Below are 23,564 nucleotides of genomic sequence, written 5' to 3' on the forward strand. Positions count from 1 at the left end.
ACCCGCCCCAAATAAAAACACCCCGGCAAGCGCGCTTTGCCGGGGTGTTTTTTTGACGGGATGAGGCGTGTCAGACGGCCAGTTTTTGCTCGCTACGGCGAATCGCACGGACTTTATGCAGCGTGTCGGCGCAGGTGCGCGCCGCTTCCTGACCCTTGTGCACAAAGTGATCATGGAAGAACGCATGGTGCTCGCTGCCCGCATGGAAGTGATGCGGCGTCAGCGATACCGAAAACACCGGCACTTCAGTCTCCAGTTGCACCTGCATCAGGCCGCTGACCACCGACTGGGCCACGAACTCGTGACGGTAGATGCCGCCGTCCACCACCAGCGCGGCAGCGACGATACCGGCGTAACGGCCGGTCTTGGCCAGCAGCTTGGCGTGCAGGGGCATTTCAAAGGCGCCGCCGACTTCGAAGAAATCGATGTCCGATTCCTGGTAGCCCTGAGCGATCATTTCGGCGAGGAAGCCTTTACGGGATTGGTCGACAATATCCTTGTGCCAGCAGGCCTGGATAAACGCGACGCGCTCGCCGTGATGGTTTTTGCTTTTGCTGTCGATTGCGGTGGGTTGCATGTTCTGACTCCTGTTTAAGAAAAAAACAGGGCGTTATGAATCGAATGGGATTTAAGGGTACGCATACAGAGCGGCCCTTAGGTGCCAATCCCGTTCTCTCTTCATCCGGACTATGACCGTCGGCCCCGGGATCACACCGGGTCTGCTGACCTTGTCGCCGTCCTGCGTGAGCAGTTCGAGGCGCCAAGCGCTCGCGGGCTATACACATTGCGTGTAATTACCGCCGGTGGGGAATTGCACCCCGCCCTGAGAACGTTGCCGCCAGAACCCTGGCGGCGGAGAGTTTTTAACATGGTTTTTCAAAAACTGCACCACCGTCGTATCGATAGGCTATATCGGTTTGTTTGGTTGGTATTCGATTGAATGCAGCGGGGGCTTGATATTGAGCGGGTTTGCCCGCAGTAATCATCCACAAAAGGACTTCACCACCCCCTCAGAGGCTTGTTTCATGACTGTGATTGACCTGCGCAGCGACACCGTGACCCAACCCACCCCCGGTATGCGCGACGCGATGGCCAGCGCCCCCAGTGGCGATGACGTGTATGGCGAAGACCCCAGCGTCAACCATCTGGAAGCCGAACTGGCCAAGCGCCTGGGGTTTGAAGCGGCGTTGTTCGTGCCCACCGGCACCATGAGCAACCTGTTAGCGTTGATGGCCCACTGTGAGCGCGGCGAGGAATACATCGTTGGGCAGCAGGCCCACACCTACAAGTATGAAGGCGGTGGTGCTGCAGTGCTGGGTTCGATCCAGCCCCAGCCATTGGAAGTGCAGGCAGACGGCTCGCTAGACCTGGATCAGGTATTGGCCGCCATCAAGCCCGACGATTTCCACTTTGCCCGCACCCGCCTGTTGGCGTTGGAAAACACCATGCAGGGCAAAGTGTTGCCGCTGGAGTACCTGGCCAAGGCGCGGGCGTTCACGCGTGAACACGGCCTGGCCCTGCATCTGGACGGCGCGCGACTCTATAACGCTGCGGTGAAGCTGGGAGTGGATGCGCGGGAAATTGCCCAGCACTTCGACTCGGTCTCGGTGTGCCTGTCCAAGGGCCTCGGCGCGCCGATTGGCTCAGTGTTGTGCGGCACCACGGCGTTGATCGCCAAGGCACGGCGCCTGCGCAAAATGGTCGGCGGCGGCATGCGCCAGGCCGGCTCACTGGCGGCAGCGGGGTTGTACGCCCTGGATCACCAGGTACAGCGCCTGGCCGACGACCATGCCAACGCCCAATGGCTGGGCGACGAGTTGCGCAAGGCCGGCTTTGAAGTGGAGCCAGTACAGACCAACATGGTCTACGTGCAGATGGGCGACCGGGCCCAGGCCTTGAAAGACTTTGCCGCCGAGCGCGGTATCAAGTTGAGCGCCGCGTCGCGCCTGCGCATGGTCACGCATTTGGATGTGAGCCGGGCACAGATTGAGCAGGTGCTCGCGACATTCGTCGAATTTTCGCGCAAATGACCGTGCAGACCGTCCAATTGAACCGCTCTATCGCATAAACACGCTGTACCCCCGGCAAAGGGCCGATATAATGCGGCCCTTTGCCGTCGCTCCGTCTGATGATGTTGCGCACTGGCCTTTGGCCGCAGCCTCCGTGGAAGAACCTAATGAAAAGCGCAGAAATCCGTGAAGCCTTCCTTCGCTTCTTCGAAGAGCAAGGTCACACCCGTGTCTCCTCCAGCTCCTTGATCCCAGGCAATGACCCAACCCTGCTGTTCACCAACGCGGGGATGAACCAGTTCAAGGACTGCTTCCTGGGCCAGGAAAAACGCGCCTACACCCGTGCCACCAGCAGCCAGAAGTGCGTGCGGGCCGGCGGTAAGAACAGCGACCTGGAAAACGTCGGTTACACCGCTCGTCACCACACCTTCTTTGAAATGCTGGGTAACTTCAGCTTTGGTGACTATTTCAAGAAAGATGCGATTACTTTCGCCTGGACCTTCCTGACCGGCGTCTTGAAGCTGCCCAAGGAAAAACTCTGGGTCACCGTCTATGCGACAGACGATGAAGCCTATGACATCTGGACCCAGGAAATCGGCGTGCCCGCCGAGCGCATGATCCGCATCGGCGACAACAAAGGCGCACCGTACGCCTCTGACAACTTCTGGACCATGGGCGATACCGGCCCGTGCGGCCCTTGCACCGAGATCTTCTACGACCACGGCGCCGACATCTGGGGTGGCCCGCCAGGCTCGCCGGAAGAAGACGGCGACCGTTACATCGAGATCTGGAACAACGTGTTCATGCAGTTCAACCGCACCGCCGATGGTGTGTTGCATCCGTTGCCAGCGCCGTCGGTCGACACCGGCATGGGCCTGGAGCGGATCAGCGCGGTGATGCAGCACGTGCACTCCAACTACGAAATCGATCTGTTCACCAACCTGCTGAGCGCGTCGGCTGCGGCCATTGGTTGTGCCAATGAGAGCCAGTCGTCCCTCAAGGTGGTGTCGGACCACATCCGTTCGTGCGGCTTCCTGATCGCCGATGGCGTGCTGCCGTCGAACGAAGGCCGTGGCTATGTGCTGCGCCGTATCATCCGTCGCGCTTGCCGCCACGGTAACAAGCTGGGCGCCACCGGCAGCTTCTTCTACAAGATCGTTGCTGCACTGGTTGCCGAGATGGGCGAAGCCTTCCCGGAACTCAAGCAGCAACAAGCCAACATCGAGCGCGTGCTCAAGGCCGAAGAAGAGCAGTTCTCCAAGACCCTGGAGCATGGCCTGAAAATCCTGGAACAGGATCTGGCTGAACTCAAAGGCACCGTGGTGCCGGGCGACGTGGTGTTCAAGCTGTACGACACCTACGGCTTCCCGATGGACCTGACTGCCGACATTGCCCGTGAGCGCGAGCTGACTATCGATGAGGCCGGTTTTGAGCGTGAGATGGAAGCCCAGCGCGTGCGCGCTCGTTCTGCCAGCTCCTTTGGCCTGGACTACAACACCCTGGTCAAGGTTGATGTGCCTACCGAGTTCACCGGCTACAACGCCACCGTGGGTTCGGCCAAGATCGTGGCTATCTATAAAGACGGCAAGTCGGTCGATGTGTTGAACGAAGGCGAAGAGGCCGTTGTGGTTCTGGACCAGACGCCGTTCTACGCCGAGTCCGGTGGCCAGGTTGGTGACTGTGGCTACCTGAGCTCGACGTCCGGTCGTTTTGAAGTGCGTGACACCACCAAGACTGGCGGTGCGTTCCTGCATCACGGTGTACTGGTCCTGGGTAACCTGACCATCGGTGCGCCGGTGGACACCCAGGTCGATGCCGATGTGCGTCACGCCACTGCGCTGAATCACTCGGCCACTCACTTGCTGCACGCGGCACTGCGCCAGGTGCTCGGTGAGCACGTCCAGCAAAAAGGGTCGTTGGTAGACAGCCAGCGCCTGCGCTTCGACTTCAGCCACTTTGAAGCGATCAAGCCTGAGCAAATCAAGGCCCTGGAAGACATCGTCAACGCCGAGATTCGCAAGAACACGCCGGTGCAAACCGAAGAAACCGACATCGAGACCGCCAAGGCCAAGGGCGCCATGGCGCTGTTCGGCGAGAAGTACGGCGACAGCGTGCGCGTATTGAGCATGGGCGGCGACTTCTCGGTAGAGCTGTGTGGCGGTATCCACGCCAACCGTACCGGCGACATCGCCCTGCTGAAAATCATCAGCGAAGGCGGCGTGGCCTCCGGTGTGCGTCGTATCGAGGCAGTGACCGGCGCTGCGGCCCTGGCCTACCTCAATGCGGCCGAAGAACAACTCAAGGAAGCGGCCAGCCTGGTCAAGGGCAGCCGCGACAACCTGATCGACAAGCTGTCGGCTGTGCTGGAGCGCAACCGTGCGCTGGAAAAACAGCTCGAACAGCTGCAAGCCAAGGCAGCCAGCGCAGCGGGCGACGATTTGTCGGCCTCTGCGGTGGACGTCAAGGACGTGAAAGTGTTGGCTGCACGCCTGGAAGGTCAGGACGGCAAGGCGCTGTTGGCGCTGGTCGATCAGTTGAAGAACAAGCTCGGCCGCGCAGTGATCCTGCTCGGCAGTGTCCATGAGGATAAGGTCGTTCTGGTTGCCGGTGTAACCAAGGACCTGACTGGCCAACTCAAGGCCGGTGATTTGATGAAGCAAGCCGCTGCGGCAGTGGGCGGGAAGGGCGGTGGTCGTCCGGACATGGCGCAAGGCGGTGGTGTAGACGCTGGCGCCCTGGACGCGGCACTGGCCCTGACCGTGCCGTTTGTCGAGGCAGGTATTTAAGGCATTGTTAACCCGCCCGTGGTCTAGTCGCGGGCAGGTGCAGTGCTGGTTGATTGGATATTAGGCGCCCCTTTACGGGCTGAGGCGGCTTAGAAATGGCTTTGATCGTACAGAAGTTTGGAGGCACCTCGGTCGGTTCTGTCGAAAGAATCGAACAGGTGGCCGACAAAGTTAAAAAATTCCGCGATGCCGGCGACGACCTGGTGGTGGTGCTGTCGGCCATGAGCGGCGAGACCAATCGCCTGATCGAACTGGCCAAGGCAATCAGCGGCGATCAACAACCGCTGCCGCGTGAGCTGGATGTGATTGTGTCCACGGGCGAGCAGGTGACCATCGCCTTGCTGGCCATGGCGCTGAACAAGCGCGGTGTGCCGGCGGTGTCCTACACTGGCAGCCAGGTGCGCATCCTCACCGACAGCGCGCATACCAAGGCGCGCATCCTGCAGATTGACGATCAGAAAATTCGTACTGATCTCAAGGCCGGGCGCGTGGTAGTTGTAGCGGGCTTCCAGGGTGTGGATGAGCACGGCAACATCACGACCCTGGGGCGTGGCGGTTCAGACACTACTGGTGTAGCGCTGGCAGCGGCCCTCAAGGCTGATGAATGCCAGATCTACACCGATGTGGACGGCGTCTACACCACTGACCCGCGTGTGGTGTCCGTGGCCCAGCGCCTGGACAAGATCACCTTTGAAGAGATGCTGGAAATGGCCAGCCTCGGTTCCAAGGTGTTGCAGATCCGTGCGGTGGAATTCGCCGGCAAGTACAACGTTCCGCTGCGCGTATTGCACAGCTTCAAAGAGGGTCCGGGCACCCTCATTACTATTGATGAAGAGGAATCCATGGAACAGCCGATCATTTCCGGTATCGCTTTCAACCGTGATGAAGCCAAGCTGACTATCCGTGGCGTGCCAGACACCCCGGGCGTGGCGTTCAAGATTCTGGGCCCTATCAGCGACGCGAATGTTGAAGTCGACATGATCGTGCAGAACGTTTCGCACGATAACACCACCGATTTCACCTTTACTGTGCACCGCAATGAGTACGATGCGGCGCTCAAGATCCTGGAGAACACTGCGAGCGAGATTGGCGCCCGTGAAGTGGTCGGCGATACCAAGATTGCCAAGGTGTCGATCGTTGGCGTGGGCATGCGTTCCCATGCCGGTGTTGCCAGCCGCATGTTTGGGGCCCTGGCCAAAGAGAGCATCAACATCCAGATGATCTCCACCTCGGAGATCAAGGTCTCGGTGGTGATTGAAGAGAAGTACCTGGAACTGGCTGTACGCGCGCTGCATACCGCGTTTGAGCTGGACGCTCCGGCCCGACAGGGCGAGTGATGTAATGCCAGGAAGGCGCGGTTTACCGCGCCTTTCCTTTTTTTGTAGGGCGCATGTTCTTTTGCGTGGGCTCGACAATACTTAGGCGGTAGGGCTATGGCCTGTTGGTTGTAGGTCGAAGGCCTTTTTTTTGCAGACTGTTGTTCCTGAAATGAAATGCGTGAGGAGAAAGGTATGCTGATTCTGACTCGTCGTTGCGCAGAAAGCCTGATTATCGGTGATGGCGAAATCACCGTGACCGTGCTCGGCGTCAAAGGCAATCAAGTGCGTATAGGGGTTAACGCTCCGAAAGAGGTAGCTGTCCACCGCGAGGAAATCTACCTGCGGATCAAGAAAGAGAAGGACGAAGAACCAAGCCTTTAATTTTTATCGTTTTTTATGTTTGCAAACGGGGATGAACGTGGTTAATATACGCCCCGTGTTGCGGAGAGCTGGCCGAGTGGCCGAAGGCGCTCCCCTGCTAAGGGAGTACACCTCAAAAGGGTGTCGGGGGTTCGAATCCCCCGTTCTCCGCCATTATTTGCTTAGTACGTTGCAATCTGGTTTTTTTCGTAAGTTGTTGAAATTAAACGAAAAAAACGCTTTACATAGAGATTGAACGGCCTATAATGCGCGGCAACAAATGCACTCGTAGCTCAGCTGGATAGAGTACTCGGCTACGAACCGAGCGGTCACAGGTTCGAATCCTGTCGAGTGCACCATTTAAGAGTCAGTTGCAGCAATGCAGGTGACTTGGCTTCAACCAGTTGTGATCTGGTCTAAAAACACAATCTGCACTCGTAGCTCAGCTGGATAGAGTACTCGGCTACGAACCGAGCGGTCACAGGTTCGAATCCTGTCGAGTGCACCATACAAACAAAAAGCCCGCCTAGTGCGGGCTTTTTGCCGTCTGGGTTTTATCTTTTTCTCCCGCCCCATGTGTTTTCCTTTCGGGCTGCGTCGTCGCAGTTCATAGATGCAGCCGATACTAGCTTTGGTTCGCAAGCGCTTGTTCTTTCCAGTTTTTTAACGTTTAAAACGCACGCAGCGTGTATCATTGCGCCCGTCAGCCCCGCCGGGGCTTGTGGAATACCTCCATGGACTTACCCAGTAGTAACTCAGTAACCCGTTTTACCAATCATGAATTGACTGATTGATCCTTCCGGCGTGCCCCGCTGCTGGGAGTGGAGTTCGCCTATGACCGAAGTAGAAGTAAAGAAAACACAAGAAAGCCTGCAGGATCGCCTGGCTCAAGTCATTGAGCTGTTGCAGCGCCAGCGCGTGGTCGAAGACCTCACGCATCGCCAGGATGGTCCGAATAACAATCTGGTTGAAAACCTGGTTCACCGGCAGAACCTCGTCGAGCTGCAACGCAAGCTCGATGACCTGCACTCCGCCGACGTTGCCTATATCCTCGAAGCCTTGCCGCTCGATGATCGACTGACTCTTTGGCAGTTGGTCAAGGCTGACCGCGACGGCGACATCCTCCTCGAAGTATCCGACTCGGTTCGTGAAACCCTGATCGCCGACATGGACGATCACGAGCTCCTGGCTGCGGCCAAGGAGATGGATGCCGACGAACTCGCTGACCTGGCCCCTGAGTTGCCACGCGACGTTGTGCATGAGCTGATGGAGGCTCTGGACGGCCAGCAGCGTGAGCGTGTGCGCTCTGCGCTGTCCTATGACGAGGATCAGGTCGGCGCCCTGATGGACTTCGAGATGGTCACCATCCGCGAAGACGTCAGCCTGGAAGTGGTCTTGCGTTACCTGCGCCGCCTCAAGGAGCTGCCAGGTCATACCGACAAACTGTTTGTGGTGGATTACGAAGGCATCCTCAAGGGTGTGCTGCCGATCAAGCGTCTGCTGGTCAATGACCCGGATAAAAAAGTTGCTGACTTGATGGCCAGCGACACCGTGAGCTTTCACCCGGATGAAGATGCCTACGAGGCCGCCCAGGCATTCGAGCGTTATGACCTGATCTCGGCGCCCGTGGTCGACAAGAACGGCAAGCTGATCGGCCGTCTGACCATCGATGAAATGGTCGACTTGATTCGTGAAGAGAGTGAAACCGAAGTTCTCAACATGGCGGGTTTGCGTGAAGAGGAAGATATCTTTGCGTCGGTCTGGCGCTCGCTGCATAACCGTTGGGCGTGGCTGGCCGTTAACCTGATTACCGCCTTTATCGCTTCGCGGGTGATTGGGCTGTTTGAGGGCTCGATCGAGAAGCTGGTGGCCCTGGCGGCGCTGATGCCGATCGTTGCCGGCATCGGCGGTAACTCGGGCAACCAAACGATCACCATGATCGTGCGCGCCATGGCGCTGGATCAGGTGAGCACCGCCAATTCGTCACGCTTGCTTCGCAAGGAGCTGGCGGTTGGCCTGATCAACGGCCTTGTATGGGGTGGCGTGATTGGTGTGGTGGCTTACTTGCTGTATGGCAGTTGGTCGCTCGGCGTTGTTATGACAGCGGCAATGACCCTCAACCTCCTGTTGGCCGCGTTGATGGGGGTATTAATCCCCATGACCCTGGCGCGGCTGGGGCGTGACCCGGCAATGGGTGCCAGTGTGATGATTACCGCCATGACTGACAGTGGTGGCTTCTTTATCTTCCTTGGTTTGGCGACGATCTTCCTGCTTTGACCTCATCCTGTGGGGGCAGCTCTGCCCCCCACTTCATTGCATCTTCTCAAATCCCACGCAAAAAAAAGCCAGCACATGGCTGGCTTCGGCTTTCAGTGGCAGATCAATTGGCTTCTGCGGCCGCCTCAACGTCGTGCGCGATAAGCGAGACGAGAGCATTTTGCTGGCGGTGGGAGAGCTGACGAAAACGCTGCAGCAGTTCGCGTTCGTGCAGTGACAGCTCAGGGCTGTCCAGGCGCATGCTCAACTCTTCACCCAGCGCACCTTCCTGAATAAGGCTCTGTTCCAGGCGCGCGATGATTTCGGAGTTCATGCTGCGGTGATGATTGCGAGCCACCTCGGCAATGCGTTCCCGCATTCCGTCTGGCAGACGTACGACGAACTTGTCAGCCGTACGGCTGGAATAAATTGCCTGTTTCAATGGGCGCATATATTTAACCGGTTAGTTCAGGGGAGCGGTTTTTGGAATTGGCCGCAAGATGTCTGTTAGGACAAGGCTTGCGGGCAAATGTTCAACCTCAATTGCAAAGAGGCCGCATCATGCCTCAGATTTGCCAGTTCCTTGGCGTCAATTCTGTGACAAATATTGAACTGCCTAAAGGCTTTATGCCAGCACTCATTTGCATTTTTGCGGACTGGTTGGAAAACTTTCCGACGAATGATCCAGCAAGCGAACATCCCGTAAAACCGAGCCACCGCAGGGTTTGAGGCCACTCATTCTAAAGCAAAGTGGCCTTTTGCCCGTAGCGATAAGGCTAGTGGCATTTTGCCGATTTGCTAGCGCGAGGCGACATAAGGTCGGAGGAGGGGGAGTCGGAGGGCAGGGGGAGTTAGCGCAAGACGGGATCGAATTTGATGCGACGACCCACGATCAGGGTGATCAACAGTAGCGTGCCGGATATGCCCGCGGCGACCAGTGCGGTGATTTGCCCTTCCTCGGAGCTGACATTCAGGCCAAGCGCCAAGGTGATAAGGGTCAGGCAAAAAAACAGCCAGGCGGATTTGCTCATGAGTGGTTTCCTCAGAAAACCCAGTGTTCGGATGCAGGCGCAGCCTGGGTGCCTTGGGTCAGGCGTACCGGCGATTGTGCGTTTGGGGTCATCACCGCCAGTTGCGGACGTTGTTGCAGGTGGTGCGGCACAGCCTGGCTGATCTGGGCAGGGTCATTACTGCCGGTCGATTGAAAGTGAAACGTCACCAGTGCAGCCAGGGCTACGGTGTTAAGGGCTAACAGAAGGGCACTGTTCATGGTCATGTTCTCCGCTTAACGCCGTGACTGAAGAGGGTTGTGGGAGAAGTATTGCAGGTGTCGTGCCAATCTTTTATTTCAATAAAATCAAGGGTTTGAGTCTACTTCAAATGCCTCGGGTGTTGCAATTTGCAATGCTGGCATTTTGGGGTAGTGCATTTTGCACGGCGGGCCCAAGTGCCCGTGTTTGTGGGGTGAAACCTACGTCCGTCACAGGAGGATCGGCCTACACTCAAAAAGCCCACGGACGACATGACAAAACCGACCTCGGCCGTTAACATGCACGCCGTCCGTCGCTACGCCTGTGGCGCGATGGCTGTCATTTGTCCCAGTAGCTCAATTGGATAGAGCATCCCCCTCCTAAGGGGAAGGTTGGCCGTTCGAACCGGCCCTGGGACACCATATTCTAAGCCCCGCTCAGATTTCTCTGGCGGGGCTTTTTTGTGGGCGTTCGGCAAAGATAGGTCGAACCTTGCCAGTGTTCAGGGTTCACAGCAGGTGCGCGATGTATTTATCGCAATCTGTGTACCGTGCAGGCCGCCTGTCAGCGTCTGAGCAGGTAAGTAAATTAATCCCGAATCGGCGCCTGTCGCCTGTCCGGAACCGGCCACCCCGGACTATCATGCCGATAGCCCTGTCTCTCACTGCAAGGAGCCGCTCGGAACGCCGATGCGCCAGATCTGGAAATCTTTTCGAGCCCTTTATTTTGCCTCCCTGATGATGCTGATCGGCTCCGGCCTGCTCAGTACTTACCTGGCCTTGCGCCTGGCGGCCGACCATGTCGACAGCTTGTGGGTCGGTGCGCTGATGGCGGCCAACTACTTCGGCCTGGTGCTGGGCGGCAAGATCGGGCACCGCCTGATCGCCCGGGTCGGGCATATTCGTGCCTATGCCACGTGCGCCGGTATCGTCGGCGCAGCGGTGCTGGGCCATGGCTTGGTCAACTGGCTGCCGGCCTGGATCGTGCTGCGGATGATCGTGGGCCTGGGAATGATGTGCCAGTACATGGTCATCGAGAGCTGGCTGAACGAGCAGGCCGACGCCAAGCAACGGGGTGTGGTGTTCAGCGGCTACATGATCGCGTCCTATCTGGGCTTGGTGTTGGGCCAACTGATCCTGGTCATGCACCCCGAGCTCGGCCTCGAGCTGCTGATGCTGGTCGCACTGTGCTTCGCGCTGTGCCTGGTGCCGGTGGCCATGACCCGGCGTATTCACCCGGCGCCGTTGCACCCTGCGCCGATGGAGCCGCGCTTTTTTATCAAGCGTGTGCCGCAGTCGCTGAGTACGGTGCTGGGGGCGGGGTTGATCGTGGGCTCCTTCTACGGCTTGGCACCGCTCTATGCATCGCAGCAAGGCTTGACCACCGAGCAGGTGGGTCTGTTTATGGGTAGCTGCATTTTTGCCGGCCTGGTGGTGCAGTGGCCTTTGGGTTGGTTGTCGGACCGCTATGATCGCGCGCTGTTGATTCGCTGCTTTGCCCTGAGCCTGGCGGTGGCTGCGTTGCCGTTGGCGATAATGACTAAAGTGCCTTTGGAGGTGCTATTCGTAGCCGGCTTCCTGTGCTCGCTGGTGCAGTTCTGTCTGTACCCGCTGGCCGTGGCGTTCTCCAATGACCATGTGGAAGGCGATCGTCGTGTCTCCCTCACGGCCATGTTGCTGGTGACCTACGGTGTCGGCGCCAGTATCGGGCCGCTGTTGGCGGGCGTGGTGATGAAGATGTTTGGCAGCCACATGCTGTATGCGTTCTTCAGCCTGTGTGCGCTGATACTGGTGTGGCGCATCCGGCCTAAAGCCGTGACCAACCTGCATCAGGTGGACGACGCGCCGCTGCATCACGTGGCGATGCCTGACAGTATGTCCAGCTCTCCCTTGGTCGCTGCGCTGGACCCGCGGGTGGATGAACAGGTGGTGCAGGAGCAGATGCAAACTGCGGTTACAGAGCCGGAGCCTGAGCCAGCCCCGGCTGTGGATGAGTCGCCCTTCGTGGGGCCCCCAGAGCCTATCGCGCCGGATGAGCACCCGCATGACTTGAGCAGGGCGCGCCCCTGAAAGCGCCCCTGAAAGTAAAAACGGGCAGTTCCCATTAGGAGCTGCCCGTTTTTTATGGCGCGATCTTAACTTTAAAAATCGTCGTCTTTATCAAAGCGCCGCGCTTCGCGTTGCAGCTGGTACACAAAACGCTCGACCTGGCGCTGCACCAGGCCACTCATGTTGTGGAAGCGTACGCCGGCGAAGGTGGTGTTGATCTTCTCTTCGAAGTGCAGGTAACGCAGCTCGACGGAGGTGGTCATGCTGCCAAAGGGCAGAGCGGCGATAAAGCGGTCGTAGACCTGGCCCAGTTGCAGGCGCTCGGAAATGTCGCCTTCGAAACGCAATTTGCAGCCTGTGGCGGAGATATCCAGCAGTTTGCCGCCGATGGGGGCTTTGAGTTTCTCGCCGCCCATCTCGATGTTGACCAGTTGAGCGAGCTTCAAGGCGGCGCGGAAGGCATTGCGGCGCTGATGGTAGACCACCTCGTCAGGCATGCCGCCGGTGTAGATGCGGTGACCGTCTTTTTCGCTGATGGTCATGCTGCCGGTGCTTTCCCAGGCAACGCGCACGCCGTCGTGGAAGCCTTCGATGCGGAAAGGTTCGCCGCTTTCGAGGTGGCGCTCGCCGTCACGTGGGATCATTTCGTCCAGGGCGAGGGTGCCGTTGTCACGGTCGACATCCACCAGATAGCTCTGGAAGCGCTGGCTGCGTTCGTGGAAGGTGATGATCAGCGGGTCATGGCTGTCTTGCAGCATGCGCAAGGTGCTGGCGATTTCCAGAGGCGTGGTGAGCACCTTGGGTGGCTGCGGTGCATCTTCCGCATTAAGGGCGTTGAACACGGTTCTTCCATCTCCAGACAAAATACGACTACACGCAAGAACCGGCATTTTGCCAGCATGTGGCGCGCCTTGGATAGGCCGCGCTGTAAACAGGCGTCAGGCTTGGCTGCGGGTGCCCGACTTGACCAGGCGCGAGGTGGAACCTTGGGCGTTATAGAGCGCCGGAGGCTCTCCGCCGTGAAGTATACGCAACTGGTTGGCGGTCGTGGCTTGCTGAAGCTGGATCGACTGACCGTTGAGCTGGTTGGCTTCCTGGCACTGGGCGAGCAAATGATTGAGTGCTTGGCTCTGGGCCAGCAATTGATCGCCGACCGAGGAGTGACTGGCTAACTGGGTCAGGCCGTCGTGGTCTGCCGGCAGCCCCAGGCTAATGAGGATCTGGCTGCGCTTCTTGCCATGCTGTTCCAGCAGGACGATCAACGATTGCTTGCGCGCCAGAATGTCTTCCAGCAACGGCATATCCCGGCCATAGAGGGCCAGGGATTCTTCCTTCAGCAGCTCGAGCAGGTGCTGCGTCGGCGCTAGATCATCAATGATCAGTTGAAGCAGATTTTCGTCGTGATGCATGGCTGGCCTTGGGGTTTAAGCGTCCAAAAGCCCGGCGCAGGCCTTTGCCTAGCGCTCGGCTTCGAAGTTAAGCAGCTTGCTGGCTACACGGTTGCTGTCGACTTTATAGCTGCCATCGGCGATGGCCTGTTTCAATTCGGCCACACGGGCTTTATTGACAACCGGTTGATCGCGCAGCGAGTCAGTGACCTTCTGCAACTGTTGAGCCTCATTGCTCAGGTGTACGGATTCCCCGCTTTGGCTAGCACTGGCCTGTTCTGCCTTGGCGGGCAGGGCCGGCGACTTGGCTTCTACGCTGTCCTTGGCACCTGTGGTGCGCGTAGTGCCGGGCAAAGCCTGGGAGTTATTTAAACGGCTGAAATCGATGACCATGATAAAAAAACCTCTGGGTATTTGGACGCTTGCCATGTTTTCGGCCATACCCGGACAAACTTTAGGCTCGATTGACAATAAAACCTACAGGCCGGCATCCAGTCGACAGTGTAGGAAAAGCTGACGTGCGATACCAGTAGTCTATAAAGCTACCTCGACTTGGCCGGGTGCCGTCACCCGCGCTTTGATCACACGATTGGAGTTGAGGTTCTTCACGCGGATCTGTTCGCTCATGCCGCCGTTAGATAACGCTTCACCCGGCATTTTCACGTTCAACGCGCCGCTGCTGGCTGAAATTACCACCTGGTCACCCTTGCGAATGACCTCGGCCTGTTCCAATTGCACCAGGGTCATGACCTGGTCAGTGACCACTGGTCGGGTCAGCTTCTGCCCAATGGCCTGGTCAACGGAAGTCAGGTAGCCCTGGTTGATCAAGCTGATGTCTCGTTCACGCAGCACAACATCCTCGAAACCGATGATGCCCATGCGTTTCATCGGGCGGGCCACCACCACCACATCGCGGAACAGCTTGACCTGCGCCGGCACAAACACCGTCCAGGGCGACGCGCCTTCGCAGCGCACCTTGACCGTCACGCGGCCGATGGGCTGGGCAGGGCTTTCCAGGGTGGCTGTCAATTCCTTGTCGCACATGGGCATGCGCAGGCGTGGGTCCAGCGGGTTGACCTGGATTTCATAGCGACCCGGAGTCTGGGTGGTCGCCAGATAATCTTCTACAGTGAACTCAAGAAACCCTTGGGTGACGCCGATAAGTAGATCAGGCAGGGTGACGTTGTCTGCACGGGCCGTGGTGCCCAGGCTGAAAGCGAGCAACGCCACCGAGGCGCAGAGCAGTCTGCGGTACAGGGGTAGGTGAAGGCGTCGGGAAACTGTCGTTTTAATATCCATACCCAATAAATAGCAAAGCTCGTGCCGTTTAGTGTTGGGTGCGCGTCGCATCCCTGAAGGTTTTAGCGTAGGAGTCTGGGCATGGCAGGAGTAATGGATTCAGTAAACCAGCGCACACAGCTGGTAGGGCAGAATCGCCTGGAGTTGTTGCTTTTTCGCCTGGACGGCAAACAGTTATATGGCATCAACGTGTTCAAGGTGCGGGAAGTGCTGCAATGCCCCAAGCTGACGATCATGCCCAAGTCCAGCCCGGTGGTGTGTGGCGTCGCCAACATCCGCGGTGCGACCATCCCGATTCTTGACCTGGCCCTGGCCACGGGCTCGGCCGGTTTGCAGGACCGTGAAAACCCGTTCGTGATCATTACCGAATACAACACCAAGACCCAGGGTTTCCTGGTGCGCTCGGTGGAACGTATCGTCAACATGAACTGGGAAGAGATTCATCCACCACCCAAGGGCACTGGCCGCGACCACTACCTCACGGCGGTGACGCGGGTCGATAACCAGTTGGTGGAAATCATCGACGTGGAGAAGATCCTCGCCGAAGTGGCGCCGACCTCGGAATCGATTTCGGTGGGTGTAGTAGACGCAGAGACGGCGCACAAGGCCATTTCCCTGCGCGTACTCACGGTGGATGACTCCTCGGTGGCACGCAAGCAGGTGACGCGTTGCCTGCAAACCGTCGGTGTGGAAGTCGTGGCGCTCAATGACGGTCGCCAGGCCCTGGATTACCTGCGCAAGCTGGTAGATGAAGGCAAGAAACCGGAAGAAGAATTCTTGATGATGATTTCTGACATCGAGATGCCGGAAATGGACGGCTACACACTCACGGCCGAGATACGCAGCGATCCTCGCATGCAAAAGTTGCATATCATCCTGCATACTTCGTTGTCGGGCGTATTCAACCAGGCGATGGTCAAGAAGGTCGGTGCCGATGACTTTTTGGCTAAATTCCGTCCTGATGACCTGGCAAACCGGGTAGTCGACCGGATCAAGGCAGCAGATCACGGCTAGGGTTTTCTCCCTGGCGGTCATACGATTTTAGAGGCGGTATCAGTGTCTACGGGTAATTTGGATTTTGAACAGTTCCGGGTTTTCCTGGAAAAAGCCTGTGGCATCTTGCTCGGTGAAAACAAGCAGTACCTGGTATCCAGCCGTCTCAACAAGTTGATGGAGCAGCAGGGCATCAAGTCGTTGGGCGAATTGGTCCAGCGTATCCAGGGTCAGCCGCGCAGCGGCCTCAAGGAAATGGTGGTCGATGCCATGACCACCAACGAAACCTTGTGGTTTCGCGATACCTACCCCTTTGAAGTGCTCAAGAGCAAAGTGCTGCCGGAGGCCATCAAGGCCAGCCCGGGCCAGCGCCTGCGCATCTGGTCGGCGGCGTGCTCCTCGGGGCAGGAACCGTATTCGATCTCGATGTCCATCGATGAGTTCGAGCGGACCAACATGGGCCAGTTGAAGGCCGGCGCGCAAATCGTTGCCACTGACCTGTCTGGCACCATGCTTACCAACTGCAAGACGGGTGAGTACGACAGCCTGGCCCTGGGCCGTGGTTTGTCCCAGGAGCGCCTGCAACGTTATTTCGACCCGAAAGGGGCGGGCCGTTGGGCGGTCAAGGCGCCGATCAAGAGCCGGGTGGAGTTTCGCTCGTTCAACCTGCTCGACAGCTATGCCAGCCTGGGCAAGTTCGACATGGTGTTCTGCCGCAACGTGCTGATCTACTTCTCGGCCGAAGTGAAGAAAGACATCCTGTTGCGCATCCACGGCACTCTCAAGCGTGGCGGCTATCTGTTCCTCGGTGCTTCCGAAGCACTGAACGGTTTGCCGGATCATTACCAGATGGTGCAGTGCAGCCCTGGGATCATCTACCAGGCCAAGTAAGCCTGAGTTCACTTGGTCCAAAATGTGGGAGGGGGCTTGCCCCCGATAGCGGTAGTTCAGTTGATACATCTATCACTGACACACCGCCATCGGGGGCAAGCCCCCTCCCACATTTGTTATGTGGCAATCCTTACTGCAGCGGCAAGGCCCATTGCCGCTTTACTGGCACCACGCGGAAACCCATTGCCGCTTTTCTGGCATTGCCGCCCGGCAATCCGCCGCCAAACCCTTTAAATACGGGCTCTGCGTAAACTGGCACACACCTTGCTATAACCCTGTTAACGAAAAGCAGGTCAGCCTAAAGGTTTCCGCCATGAGCATCAGCTTCGATAAAGCGCTCGGTATCCACGAACAAGCCCTGGGCTTCCGCGCCCAGCGTGCCGAAGTCCTGGCCAACAACATTGCCAACGCCGACACCCCGAACTACAAGGCTCGGGACCTGGACTTCTCCGCCGTGCTCGCCGCACAGCAGGACAAGACCAAGAACGGCACCTTCGCCTTGAACATGACCAACAACCGTCATATCGAAGCACAAGGCCTGAGCAGTGGTGACGAGTCGTTGCTGTATCGCACGCCGATGCAGCCGTCGATCGACCAGAACACCGTCGACGCCCAGCTGGAGCAATCGGCCTATGCCGAGAACTCGGTGAACTTCCAGGCCAGCTTCACCCTGCTCAACAGCAAATTCAAAGGGCTGATGTCAGCCCTGCGTGGAGAGTAAGCCATGTCCCTGTCCAGTGTTTTCAATATTGCCGGTAGTGGCATGAGCGCTCAGACCACCCGTCTGAACACCGTCGCCAGTAACATCGCCAACGCCGAGACCGTGTCTTCGAGCATTGACCAGACCTACCGCGCTCGCCATCCGGTGTTCGCCACCATGTTCCAGGCCGGCCAGAACGGTGGCAGCGATTCGCTGTTCCAGGAGCAGGGTGCTGCCGGTTCAGGCGTGCAAGTGCTTGGCGTGGTCGAAGACCAGAGCAACCTCGAAGCCCGTTACGAGCCTAACCATCCCGCCGCGAACGAAAAGGGTTATGTCTACTACCCCAACGTCAACGTGGTCGAGGAAATGGCTGACATGATTTCCGCCAGCCGCTCGTTCCAGACCAACGCGGAAATGATGAACACCGCCAAATCCATGATGCAGAAGGTCCTGACCCTGGGTCAGTGATAAGGGGCGCCGAAGATGGCCATCGTTGATACCACATCAACTAACACCGCGGTCCAGGACCTTTTCAATACCAAGGTCGCCACCGCCACCAATAACGTTGCGAGCACTGCAACCGCTGCCACGGGTAACCAATCCCTGGGCAAGGACGCATTCTTGCAGTTGCTGGTGACCCAGCTGAAAAACCAGGACCCGCTGTCGCCGCAAGACAACGGCGCGTTCGTGGCCCAGTTGGCGCAGTTCAGCAGCCTGGAAGGCATCAACACCCTTAACGACTCGGTGAATGCAATCTCCAGCAACTTCAGCTCTTCGCAAGCGCTGCAGGCTTCGTCGCTGGTTGGGCGGTCGATCATCACCCAGACCGACAAGGCCTTGGTGGATACGAGCAAGAGTATGACTGGCTCGGTGGCTGTCACGGCGGCAACCGGCAACGTTTCGGTGAAGATCACCGACGCGAACGGCAACGTGGTGCGCACCATCGACATGGGCGCCCAAAGCGCCGGTTCTGCGGACTTTATCTGGGATGGCAAGAACGACAAGGGTGAAGTGGCTCCGGCGGGCACCTACACCTTCGCTGCCACCACCAAGAATGACAAGGGTGACGCGGTTGCCCTGGCCACCTCGCTTCCAGCCACGGTCACCAGCGTGACCTTGAGCAAGACCGGCGGCGAGATGGTGTTGAACCTCGCGGGCGGCATGGGCAGCGTCAAGCTGTCGCAAATTCAGACTATCGGTACATAGAGCCGGCTAAATACGGCAGAGGGAGAGAAACATGTCTTTTAACATCGGCCTTAGCGGCCTCTATGCGGCCAACAAACAACTGGACGTGACCGGCAACAACATCGCCAACGTCGCGACCACTGGCTTCAAGTCGTCCCGTGCGGAATTCGCGGACATCTACGCCGCTTCCAAACTGGGCACTGGCCAGAACAGCATCGGTAACGGCGTGAACCTGGCGGCAGTGTCCCAGCAGTTCACCCAGGGTGATGTGAACGGCAGCGGCGGCATTCTGGACATGGCGATCCAGGGTGGTGGCTTCTTCGTACAGAAGGGCAGCGACGGCTCGCTGGAATACACCCGTAGCGGTGCCTTCCGTGCCGACAAAGACGGCTACATCACCAACAACACCGGCACCTCGCGCTTGCAAGGTTATGCGGCCGATGCTGATGGCAAGATCATCAAGGGCGCGCTGACTGACCTGCAACTGAACCTGGCGAACCTGCCGCCGCAGGCGTCCAGCAAAGTGGACTCCACCAGTAACCTGAACTCGTCGGAACCGTCGATCGATCAAACCGTCAAGGCGTTCAATCCGACCGACACCAGCACGTTCACTACCCAGTACAGCACCACCTTGTACGATTCCCAGGGTAATGCTCACCCGATGGTGCAGTACATGGTGAAGACCGACTCCAACAAGTGGATGGCCTACACCTTGATCGACGGGCGTAATCCCGACGGTACCACTACCGCGCCAGTGGGTAAGCTGCTGTCGTTTGACGGCGCCGGTAAGCTCGATACCATCACTGTTCCGCCTGCCACCGTTTCCAACACCACCTGGACCATCGCTGACTGGAACCCGGGCTCGCTGGTCGACGGCGTATGGACAGACAACGGTGCGGACTCCAAAAGCATTGCGGTGAACATGAGCAACATCACCCAGTACAACTCCGCCAGCTACCGTAACCCGCCAGTCACCGATGGCTACGCCACCGGCCAGATCACCGGCCTGAAAATCGACGGCAGCGGCGTATTGTTCGCCACCTTCAGCAACCAGCAGAGCAAGGCCATCGGCCAGATCTCCCTGGCCAGCTTCAACAACGAGCAGGGCTTGCAGCCGGCCGGCGGCACCACGTGGAGAGAGACCTTCGCGTCGGGCCAGCCGGGTTACGACACCCCGCAAGCTGGCACTTTGGGTTCGATCGTGGCCAACTCCCTGGAGAACTCCAACGTCAACCTGACCAACGAACTGGTAGACCTGATCAAGGCCCAGAGCAACTATCAGGCGAACGCCAAGACCATCTCTACCCAGAGCACCATCATGCAGACCATCATTCAGATGACCTGATGCGGTAGCGCTCCACAAGAAGCCCCTCAATCGAGGGGCTTTTTTGTGGGCGGTTATTGACGGTCTTTGTAGTGAGCGGGGCAAGCCCGCTCACTACAGGGTGCTCACCAGGAGGGCGGATCGGCGGGCAAAAGAAAACCCCCGCCAAACCCAGGGGGCTTGGCGGGGGTTTCAGGTCAGCGCCTTTCGGCGCTTACCGGCTCAGCTTATTGGCAAGCTTCGCAATCCGGCTCGTCAATCGCGCAGGCTTTTGGCACGGGTGCCGGGCCAGCTGGAGCGGCGAGTACCGAGTCATCACCGTGGTTGCCGCCGCTGGAAACAGCGTTGAGCTTACCGGTGTTGATGGTCGACTTCTCGGTGCTGGTCGCAGCCAGGGCACGGAGGTAGTAAGTGGTTTTCAGGCCACGGTACCAAGCCATACGGTAGGTTACGTCCAGCTTCTTGCCCGAAGCGCCGGCGATGTACAGGTTCAGGGACTGGGCCTGGTCGATCCACTTCTGACGACGGCTGGCGGCGTCAACGATCCACTTGGTGTCCACTTCGAACGCAGTCGCGTAGAGCTCTTTGAGTTCTTGCGGGATGCGTTCGATCTGCTGCACGGAACCGTCGTAGTACTTCAGGTCGTTGATCATGACCGAGTCCCACAGGCCGCGGGCTTTCAGGTCGCGAACCAGGTACGGGTTGATCACGGTGAATTCGCCCGAGAGGTTCGATTTCACGTACAGGTTCTGGTAGGTCGGTTCGATCGACTGCGATACGCCAGTGATGTTGGCGATGGTCGCGGTCGGTGCGATGGCCATGATGTTGGAGTTACGAATGCCTTTCTGCACACGGGCACGTACCGGCGCCCAGTCCAGGGATTCTTCCAGGTCAACATCGATGTACTTCTGGCCACGCTGCTCGATCAGGATCTGTTGCGAATCCAGCGGCAGGATGCCCTTGGACCACAGCGAACCCTGGAACGTCTCGTAGGCGCCGCGCTCGTCGGCCAGGTCGCAGGAAGCCTGGATCGCGTAGTAGCTGACCGCTTCCATGGACTTGTCGGCGAACTCGACCGCAGCATCCGAACCGTAAGGAATGTGCTGCAGGTACAGTGCGTCCTGGAAGCCCATGATGCCCAGGCCAACCGGGCGGTGCTTGAAGTTGGAGTTTTGCGCCTGTGGCACCGAGTAGTAGTTGATGTCGATAACGTTATCGAGCATGCGAACGGCGGTGTTGACGGTGCGCTCCAGCTTGGCGGTGTCCAGCTTGCCGTTGACGATGTGGTTCGGCAGGTTGATCGAGCCCAGGTTGCAAACGGCGATCTCGTCCTTGTTGGTGTTCAAGGTGATCTCGGTGCACAGGTTCGAGCTGTGGACCACGCCCACGTGCTGCTGCGGGCTGCGCAGGTTGCACGGGTCTTTGAAGGTCAGCCATGGGTGGCCGGTTTCAAACAGCATGGACAGCATTTTGCGCCACAGGTCTTTGGCCTGGATGGTCTTGAACAGCTTGATCTTGCCAGGGTACTGGGACAGGGCTTCGTAGTACTCGTAGCGCTCTTCGAAGGCCTTGCCGGTCAGGTCGTGCAGGTCCGGTACTTCGGACGGCGAGAACAGGGTCCACTGGCCGTCATCGAAGACGCGCTTCATGAACAGGTCAGGGATCCAGTTGGCGGTGTTCATGTCGTGGGTACGACGACGGTCATCACCGGTGTTCTTGCGCAGCTCGATGAACTCTTCGATGTCCATGTGCCAGGTTTCCAGGTAGGCACACACAGCGCCTTTGCGCTTGCCACCCTGGTTAACGGCTACCGCGGTGTCGTTCACCACTTTCAGGAACGGAACAACGCCCTGGGACTTGCCGTTGGTGCCCTTGATGTACGAACCCAGTGCACGCACCGGGGTCCAGTCATTGCCCAGGCCGCCGGCGAATTTGGACAACATGGCGTTGTCGTGGATCGCGTGGTAGATGCCCGAAAGATCATCCGGCACGGTGGTCAGGTAGCAGCTCGACAGCTGTGGACGCAGGGTGCCGGCGTTGAACAGGGTCGGGGTCGACGACATGTAGTCAAAGGACGACAACAGGTTGTAGAACTCGATGGCGCGGTCTTCTTTGTGCTTCTCTTCAATCGCCAGGCCCATGGCCACGCGCATGAAGAACACTTGCGGCAACTCGAAGCGGATACCGTCCTTGTGGATGAAGTAACGGTCGTACAGGGTTTGCAGGCCCAGGTACGTGAACTGCTGGTCGCGCTCGTGGTTGATCGCCTTGCCGAGTTTTTCCAGGTCAAAGGTGGCCAGGATCGGGTTCAGCAATTCGAATTCGATACCCTTGGCGATGTAGGCCGGCAGTGCCTTGGCGTACAGGTCGGCCATTTCGTGGTGGGTAGCGCTCTGGGCGACACCGAGGAAGCCCAGGCCTTCGGCACGCAGGGTGTCCATCAGCAGGCGCGCGGTCACGAACGAGTAGTTCGGCTCACGTTCAACCAGGGTACGGGCGGTCATCACCAGGGCGGTGTTGACGTCGGTCAGGGCCACGCCGTCGTACAGGTTTTTCAGGGTTTCGCGCTGGATCAGGTCACCGTCGACTTCTTCCAGGCCTTCGCAGGCTTCGGTGACGATGGTGTTCAGGCGACCCAGGTCCAGCGGTGCAAACGTACCGTCGGCCAGGGTGATGCGGATCGATGGGTGAGCCTGTACCGAAGCGTCTTCAGCTGGGGTGCGTACGGCGCGCTCTTTGGAGCGGGCGTCACGGTAGATCACGTAGTCGCGAGCCACTTTCTGCTCGCCGGCACGCATCAGGGCCAGTTCGACCTGGTCCTGGATTTCTTCGATGTGGATAGTGCCGCCCGAAGGCATGCGACGCTTGAAGGTCGCGGTGACTTGTTCGGTCAGGCGGGCAACGGTGTCGTGGATGCGCGACGAGGCAGCAGCGGTGCCGCCTTCAACTGCAAGAAACGCTTTGGTGATCGCGACGGTGATTTTGTCGTCGGTGTAAGGCACGACAGTGCCGTTACGTTTGATCACGCGCAGTTGGCCGGGTGCAGTGGCGGACAGATCCAGGTTCGAATCAGCGGCCTGCGGCACGGAGCCCTGCGGGTTCTCGCGAGTTGTGTCGGTTTGCATGGGGGGTTGTCTCCACGTTCTATATTTGATTGCGAGTGCCAGGCTCTTCCTGCAACACCCGTACCGTTTTCCATATCGGGGATGGGAAACAGCTGCCATCCGCGTGAGCGGTTTGGTCTACTGAAAGTCTCTTGGTTCCATGCTGCGCTAGCAATAAAACGCTTGAATTTCGAGCCACTTGTGTGGTTGGGCGATTTCGTCAAAAACCCCACATATAGGGTCTTCTCTGGCGCCGAGGTACAAGATAATGCGTTTTGTAGGGGTTGGCAACGCAGTAACCTGTGGATAACGCTGTGGGTAAAATGTGTATGAAAGGTGGAACATGCGTGTAGGCCGCATTACTGCTGTGTTGCACCGTTTGTCATGAAATATTTCGGGCTTTAAACCGCTGGCCCATTTTCGAAGGGCGCGAACCCTATCACAAAAAAACGCGATCACCGAATGGATTTCCTGGCTTGTGCTAGAGGGCTGGGCCATGGCTACAATCGGCCTTTGTTATGCCTTCCTAACATTACAAATAGCGTATGGCTGGTGAAGATCAAATGTGGGAGGGGGCTTGCCCCCGATAGCGGTGTATCTGTTCCAAATGCAGTGACTGACACTCTGCCATCGGGGGCAAGCCCCCTCCCAC

The 23,564-nt window shown here is 58.3% G+C and carries 21 protein-coding genes, 4 tRNA genes and 1 riboswitch; of the genes, 16 read left to right on the top strand and 9 right to left on the bottom strand.

Features of this window, described 5'->3' with window-relative positions:
- Nucleotides 1–70 precede the first annotated feature (70 nt).
- Complete coding sequence (locus ICY20_RS20690) at nucleotides 71–577, bottom strand: 6,7-dimethyl-8-ribityllumazine synthase (RefSeq protein WP_112196517.1); 507 nt, start codon at nucleotides 575–577, stop codon at nucleotides 71–73.
- Nucleotides 578–665: 88 nt separating this feature from the next.
- Nucleotides 666–835, bottom strand: a riboswitch (FMN riboswitch).
- Between the two features lie 190 nt (nucleotides 836–1,025).
- Between ICY20_RS20690 and ltaE the strand changes: the two genes are divergently transcribed.
- From ltaE to mgtE, 8 genes are all read left to right on the top strand, one after another.
- Nucleotides 1,026–2,030 (top strand): low-specificity L-threonine aldolase, encoded by a 1,005-nt coding sequence (gene ltaE, locus ICY20_RS20695; protein ID WP_194938476.1) that lies wholly within the window; start codon nucleotides 1,026–1,028, stop codon nucleotides 2,028–2,030.
- 146 nt (nucleotides 2,031–2,176) lie between these two features.
- Nucleotides 2,177–4,795, top strand: coding sequence for an alanine--tRNA ligase (gene alaS / locus ICY20_RS20700; RefSeq protein ID WP_159961352.1), 2,619 nt, complete (start codon nucleotides 2,177–2,179; stop codon nucleotides 4,793–4,795).
- A gap of 95 nt (nucleotides 4,796–4,890) precedes the next feature.
- On the top strand, nucleotides 4,891–6,132 hold the full coding sequence (locus ICY20_RS20705) for an aspartate kinase (protein WP_090400445.1): 1,242 nt from the start codon (nucleotides 4,891–4,893) through the stop codon (nucleotides 6,130–6,132).
- Between the two features lie 174 nt (nucleotides 6,133–6,306).
- On the top strand, nucleotides 6,307–6,495 hold the full coding sequence (gene csrA / locus ICY20_RS20710; protein WP_003175645.1) for a carbon storage regulator CsrA: 189 nt from the start codon (nucleotides 6,307–6,309) through the stop codon (nucleotides 6,493–6,495).
- A 62-nt stretch (nucleotides 6,496–6,557) separates the two neighbouring features.
- Nucleotides 6,558–6,648, top strand: a tRNA-Ser gene (locus tag ICY20_RS20715).
- 108 nt (nucleotides 6,649–6,756) lie between these two features.
- A tRNA-Arg gene (locus tag ICY20_RS20720) sits at nucleotides 6,757–6,833 on the top strand.
- A 72-nt stretch (nucleotides 6,834–6,905) separates the two neighbouring features.
- A tRNA-Arg gene (locus ICY20_RS20725) sits at nucleotides 6,906–6,982 on the top strand.
- Nucleotides 6,983–7,308: 326 nt separating this feature from the next.
- A complete protein-coding gene (gene mgtE, locus ICY20_RS20730; RefSeq protein ID WP_135291620.1) occupies nucleotides 7,309–8,751 on the top strand; it encodes a magnesium transporter in 1,443 nt (480 codons plus the stop codon).
- 103 nt (nucleotides 8,752–8,854) lie between these two features.
- On the opposite strand, the gene ICY20_RS20735 is transcribed toward mgtE, so the two are convergent.
- The 3 genes from ICY20_RS20735 to ICY20_RS20745 all read right to left on the bottom strand — a co-directional run bounded on the left by ICY20_RS20735 (nucleotide 8,855) and on the right by ICY20_RS20745 (nucleotide 10,000).
- The gene (locus tag ICY20_RS20735; protein ID WP_003193592.1) at nucleotides 8,855–9,181 is read right to left on the bottom strand and encodes an Arc family DNA-binding protein; all 327 of its coding nucleotides are present in this window, start codon (nucleotides 9,179–9,181) and stop codon (nucleotides 8,855–8,857) included.
- Nucleotides 9,182–9,581: 400 nt separating this feature from the next.
- Complete coding sequence (locus tag ICY20_RS20740) at nucleotides 9,582–9,761, bottom strand: PA3371 family protein (RefSeq protein ID WP_159961354.1); 180 nt, start codon at nucleotides 9,759–9,761, stop codon at nucleotides 9,582–9,584.
- 11 nt (nucleotides 9,762–9,772) lie between these two features.
- Nucleotides 9,773–10,000: a hypothetical protein gene (locus ICY20_RS20745; protein WP_015885464.1), complete on the bottom strand. Its 228-nt coding sequence runs from the start codon at nucleotides 9,998–10,000 to the stop codon at nucleotides 9,773–9,775.
- 325 nt (nucleotides 10,001–10,325) lie between these two features.
- Here ICY20_RS20745 and ICY20_RS20750 point away from each other — a divergent pair.
- A tRNA-Arg gene (locus tag ICY20_RS20750) sits at nucleotides 10,326–10,402 on the top strand.
- 267 nt (nucleotides 10,403–10,669) lie between these two features.
- Nucleotides 10,670–12,049: an MFS transporter gene (locus tag ICY20_RS20755; RefSeq protein ID WP_194938477.1), complete on the top strand. Its 1,380-nt coding sequence runs from the start codon at nucleotides 10,670–10,672 to the stop codon at nucleotides 12,047–12,049.
- 71 nt (nucleotides 12,050–12,120) lie between these two features.
- Here ICY20_RS20755 and ICY20_RS20760 read toward each other — a convergent pair whose 3' ends face one another.
- The 4 genes from ICY20_RS20760 to flgA all read right to left on the bottom strand — a co-directional run bounded on the left by ICY20_RS20760 (nucleotide 12,121) and on the right by flgA (nucleotide 14,715).
- The gene (locus ICY20_RS20760) at nucleotides 12,121–12,870 is read right to left on the bottom strand and encodes a flagellar brake protein (RefSeq protein WP_159961358.1); all 750 of its coding nucleotides are present in this window, start codon (nucleotides 12,868–12,870) and stop codon (nucleotides 12,121–12,123) included.
- A gap of 96 nt (nucleotides 12,871–12,966) precedes the next feature.
- Entirely contained in the window at nucleotides 12,967–13,437 is a 471-nt protein-coding gene (locus ICY20_RS20765) for a flagella synthesis protein FlgN (RefSeq protein ID WP_159961360.1), read from the bottom strand.
- A gap of 48 nt (nucleotides 13,438–13,485) precedes the next feature.
- Nucleotides 13,486–13,809: a flagellar biosynthesis anti-sigma factor FlgM gene (flgM, locus tag ICY20_RS20770; RefSeq protein WP_159961362.1), complete on the bottom strand. Its 324-nt coding sequence runs from the start codon at nucleotides 13,807–13,809 to the stop codon at nucleotides 13,486–13,488.
- 141 nt (nucleotides 13,810–13,950) lie between these two features.
- A complete protein-coding gene (flgA, locus tag ICY20_RS20775; protein ID WP_159961364.1) occupies nucleotides 13,951–14,715 on the bottom strand; it encodes a flagellar basal body P-ring formation chaperone FlgA in 765 nt (254 codons plus the stop codon).
- A gap of 81 nt (nucleotides 14,716–14,796) precedes the next feature.
- Between flgA and ICY20_RS20780 the strand changes: the two genes are divergently transcribed.
- The 6 genes from ICY20_RS20780 (at nucleotide 14,797) to flgE (ending at nucleotide 19,829) form a co-directional block, all read left to right on the top strand.
- A complete protein-coding gene (locus ICY20_RS20780) occupies nucleotides 14,797–15,729 on the top strand; it encodes a chemotaxis protein CheV (protein WP_159961366.1) in 933 nt (310 codons plus the stop codon).
- Between the two features lie 42 nt (nucleotides 15,730–15,771).
- Complete coding sequence (gene cheR / locus ICY20_RS20785; RefSeq protein ID WP_016979774.1) at nucleotides 15,772–16,599, top strand: protein-glutamate O-methyltransferase CheR; 828 nt, start codon at nucleotides 15,772–15,774, stop codon at nucleotides 16,597–16,599.
- Nucleotides 16,600–16,912: 313 nt separating this feature from the next.
- A complete protein-coding gene (flgB, locus tag ICY20_RS20790) occupies nucleotides 16,913–17,320 on the top strand; it encodes a flagellar basal body rod protein FlgB (RefSeq protein ID WP_017529461.1) in 408 nt (135 codons plus the stop codon).
- A gap of 3 nt (nucleotides 17,321–17,323) precedes the next feature.
- Complete coding sequence (flgC, locus tag ICY20_RS20795; protein WP_122485069.1) at nucleotides 17,324–17,767, top strand: flagellar basal body rod protein FlgC; 444 nt, start codon at nucleotides 17,324–17,326, stop codon at nucleotides 17,765–17,767.
- 15 nt (nucleotides 17,768–17,782) lie between these two features.
- The gene (gene flgD / locus ICY20_RS20800) at nucleotides 17,783–18,505 is read left to right on the top strand and encodes a flagellar hook assembly protein FlgD (protein WP_159961368.1); all 723 of its coding nucleotides are present in this window, start codon (nucleotides 17,783–17,785) and stop codon (nucleotides 18,503–18,505) included.
- Between the two features lie 31 nt (nucleotides 18,506–18,536).
- Complete coding sequence (flgE, locus tag ICY20_RS20805; protein WP_194938478.1) at nucleotides 18,537–19,829, top strand: flagellar hook protein FlgE; 1,293 nt, start codon at nucleotides 18,537–18,539, stop codon at nucleotides 19,827–19,829.
- 206 nt (nucleotides 19,830–20,035) lie between these two features.
- Here the strand turns inward: flgE and ICY20_RS20810 are convergent, their stop codons facing one another.
- Entirely contained in the window at nucleotides 20,036–22,933 is a 2,898-nt protein-coding gene (locus ICY20_RS20810) for a ribonucleoside-diphosphate reductase subunit alpha (protein WP_159961372.1), read from the bottom strand.
- Nucleotides 22,934–23,564 lie beyond the last annotated feature (631 nt).

Origin of the sequence: Pseudomonas pisciculturae (genome assembly GCF_015461805.1) — a bacterium.
Taxonomy (GTDB): Bacteria; Pseudomonadota; Gammaproteobacteria; order Pseudomonadales; family Pseudomonadaceae; genus Aquipseudomonas; species Aquipseudomonas pisciculturae.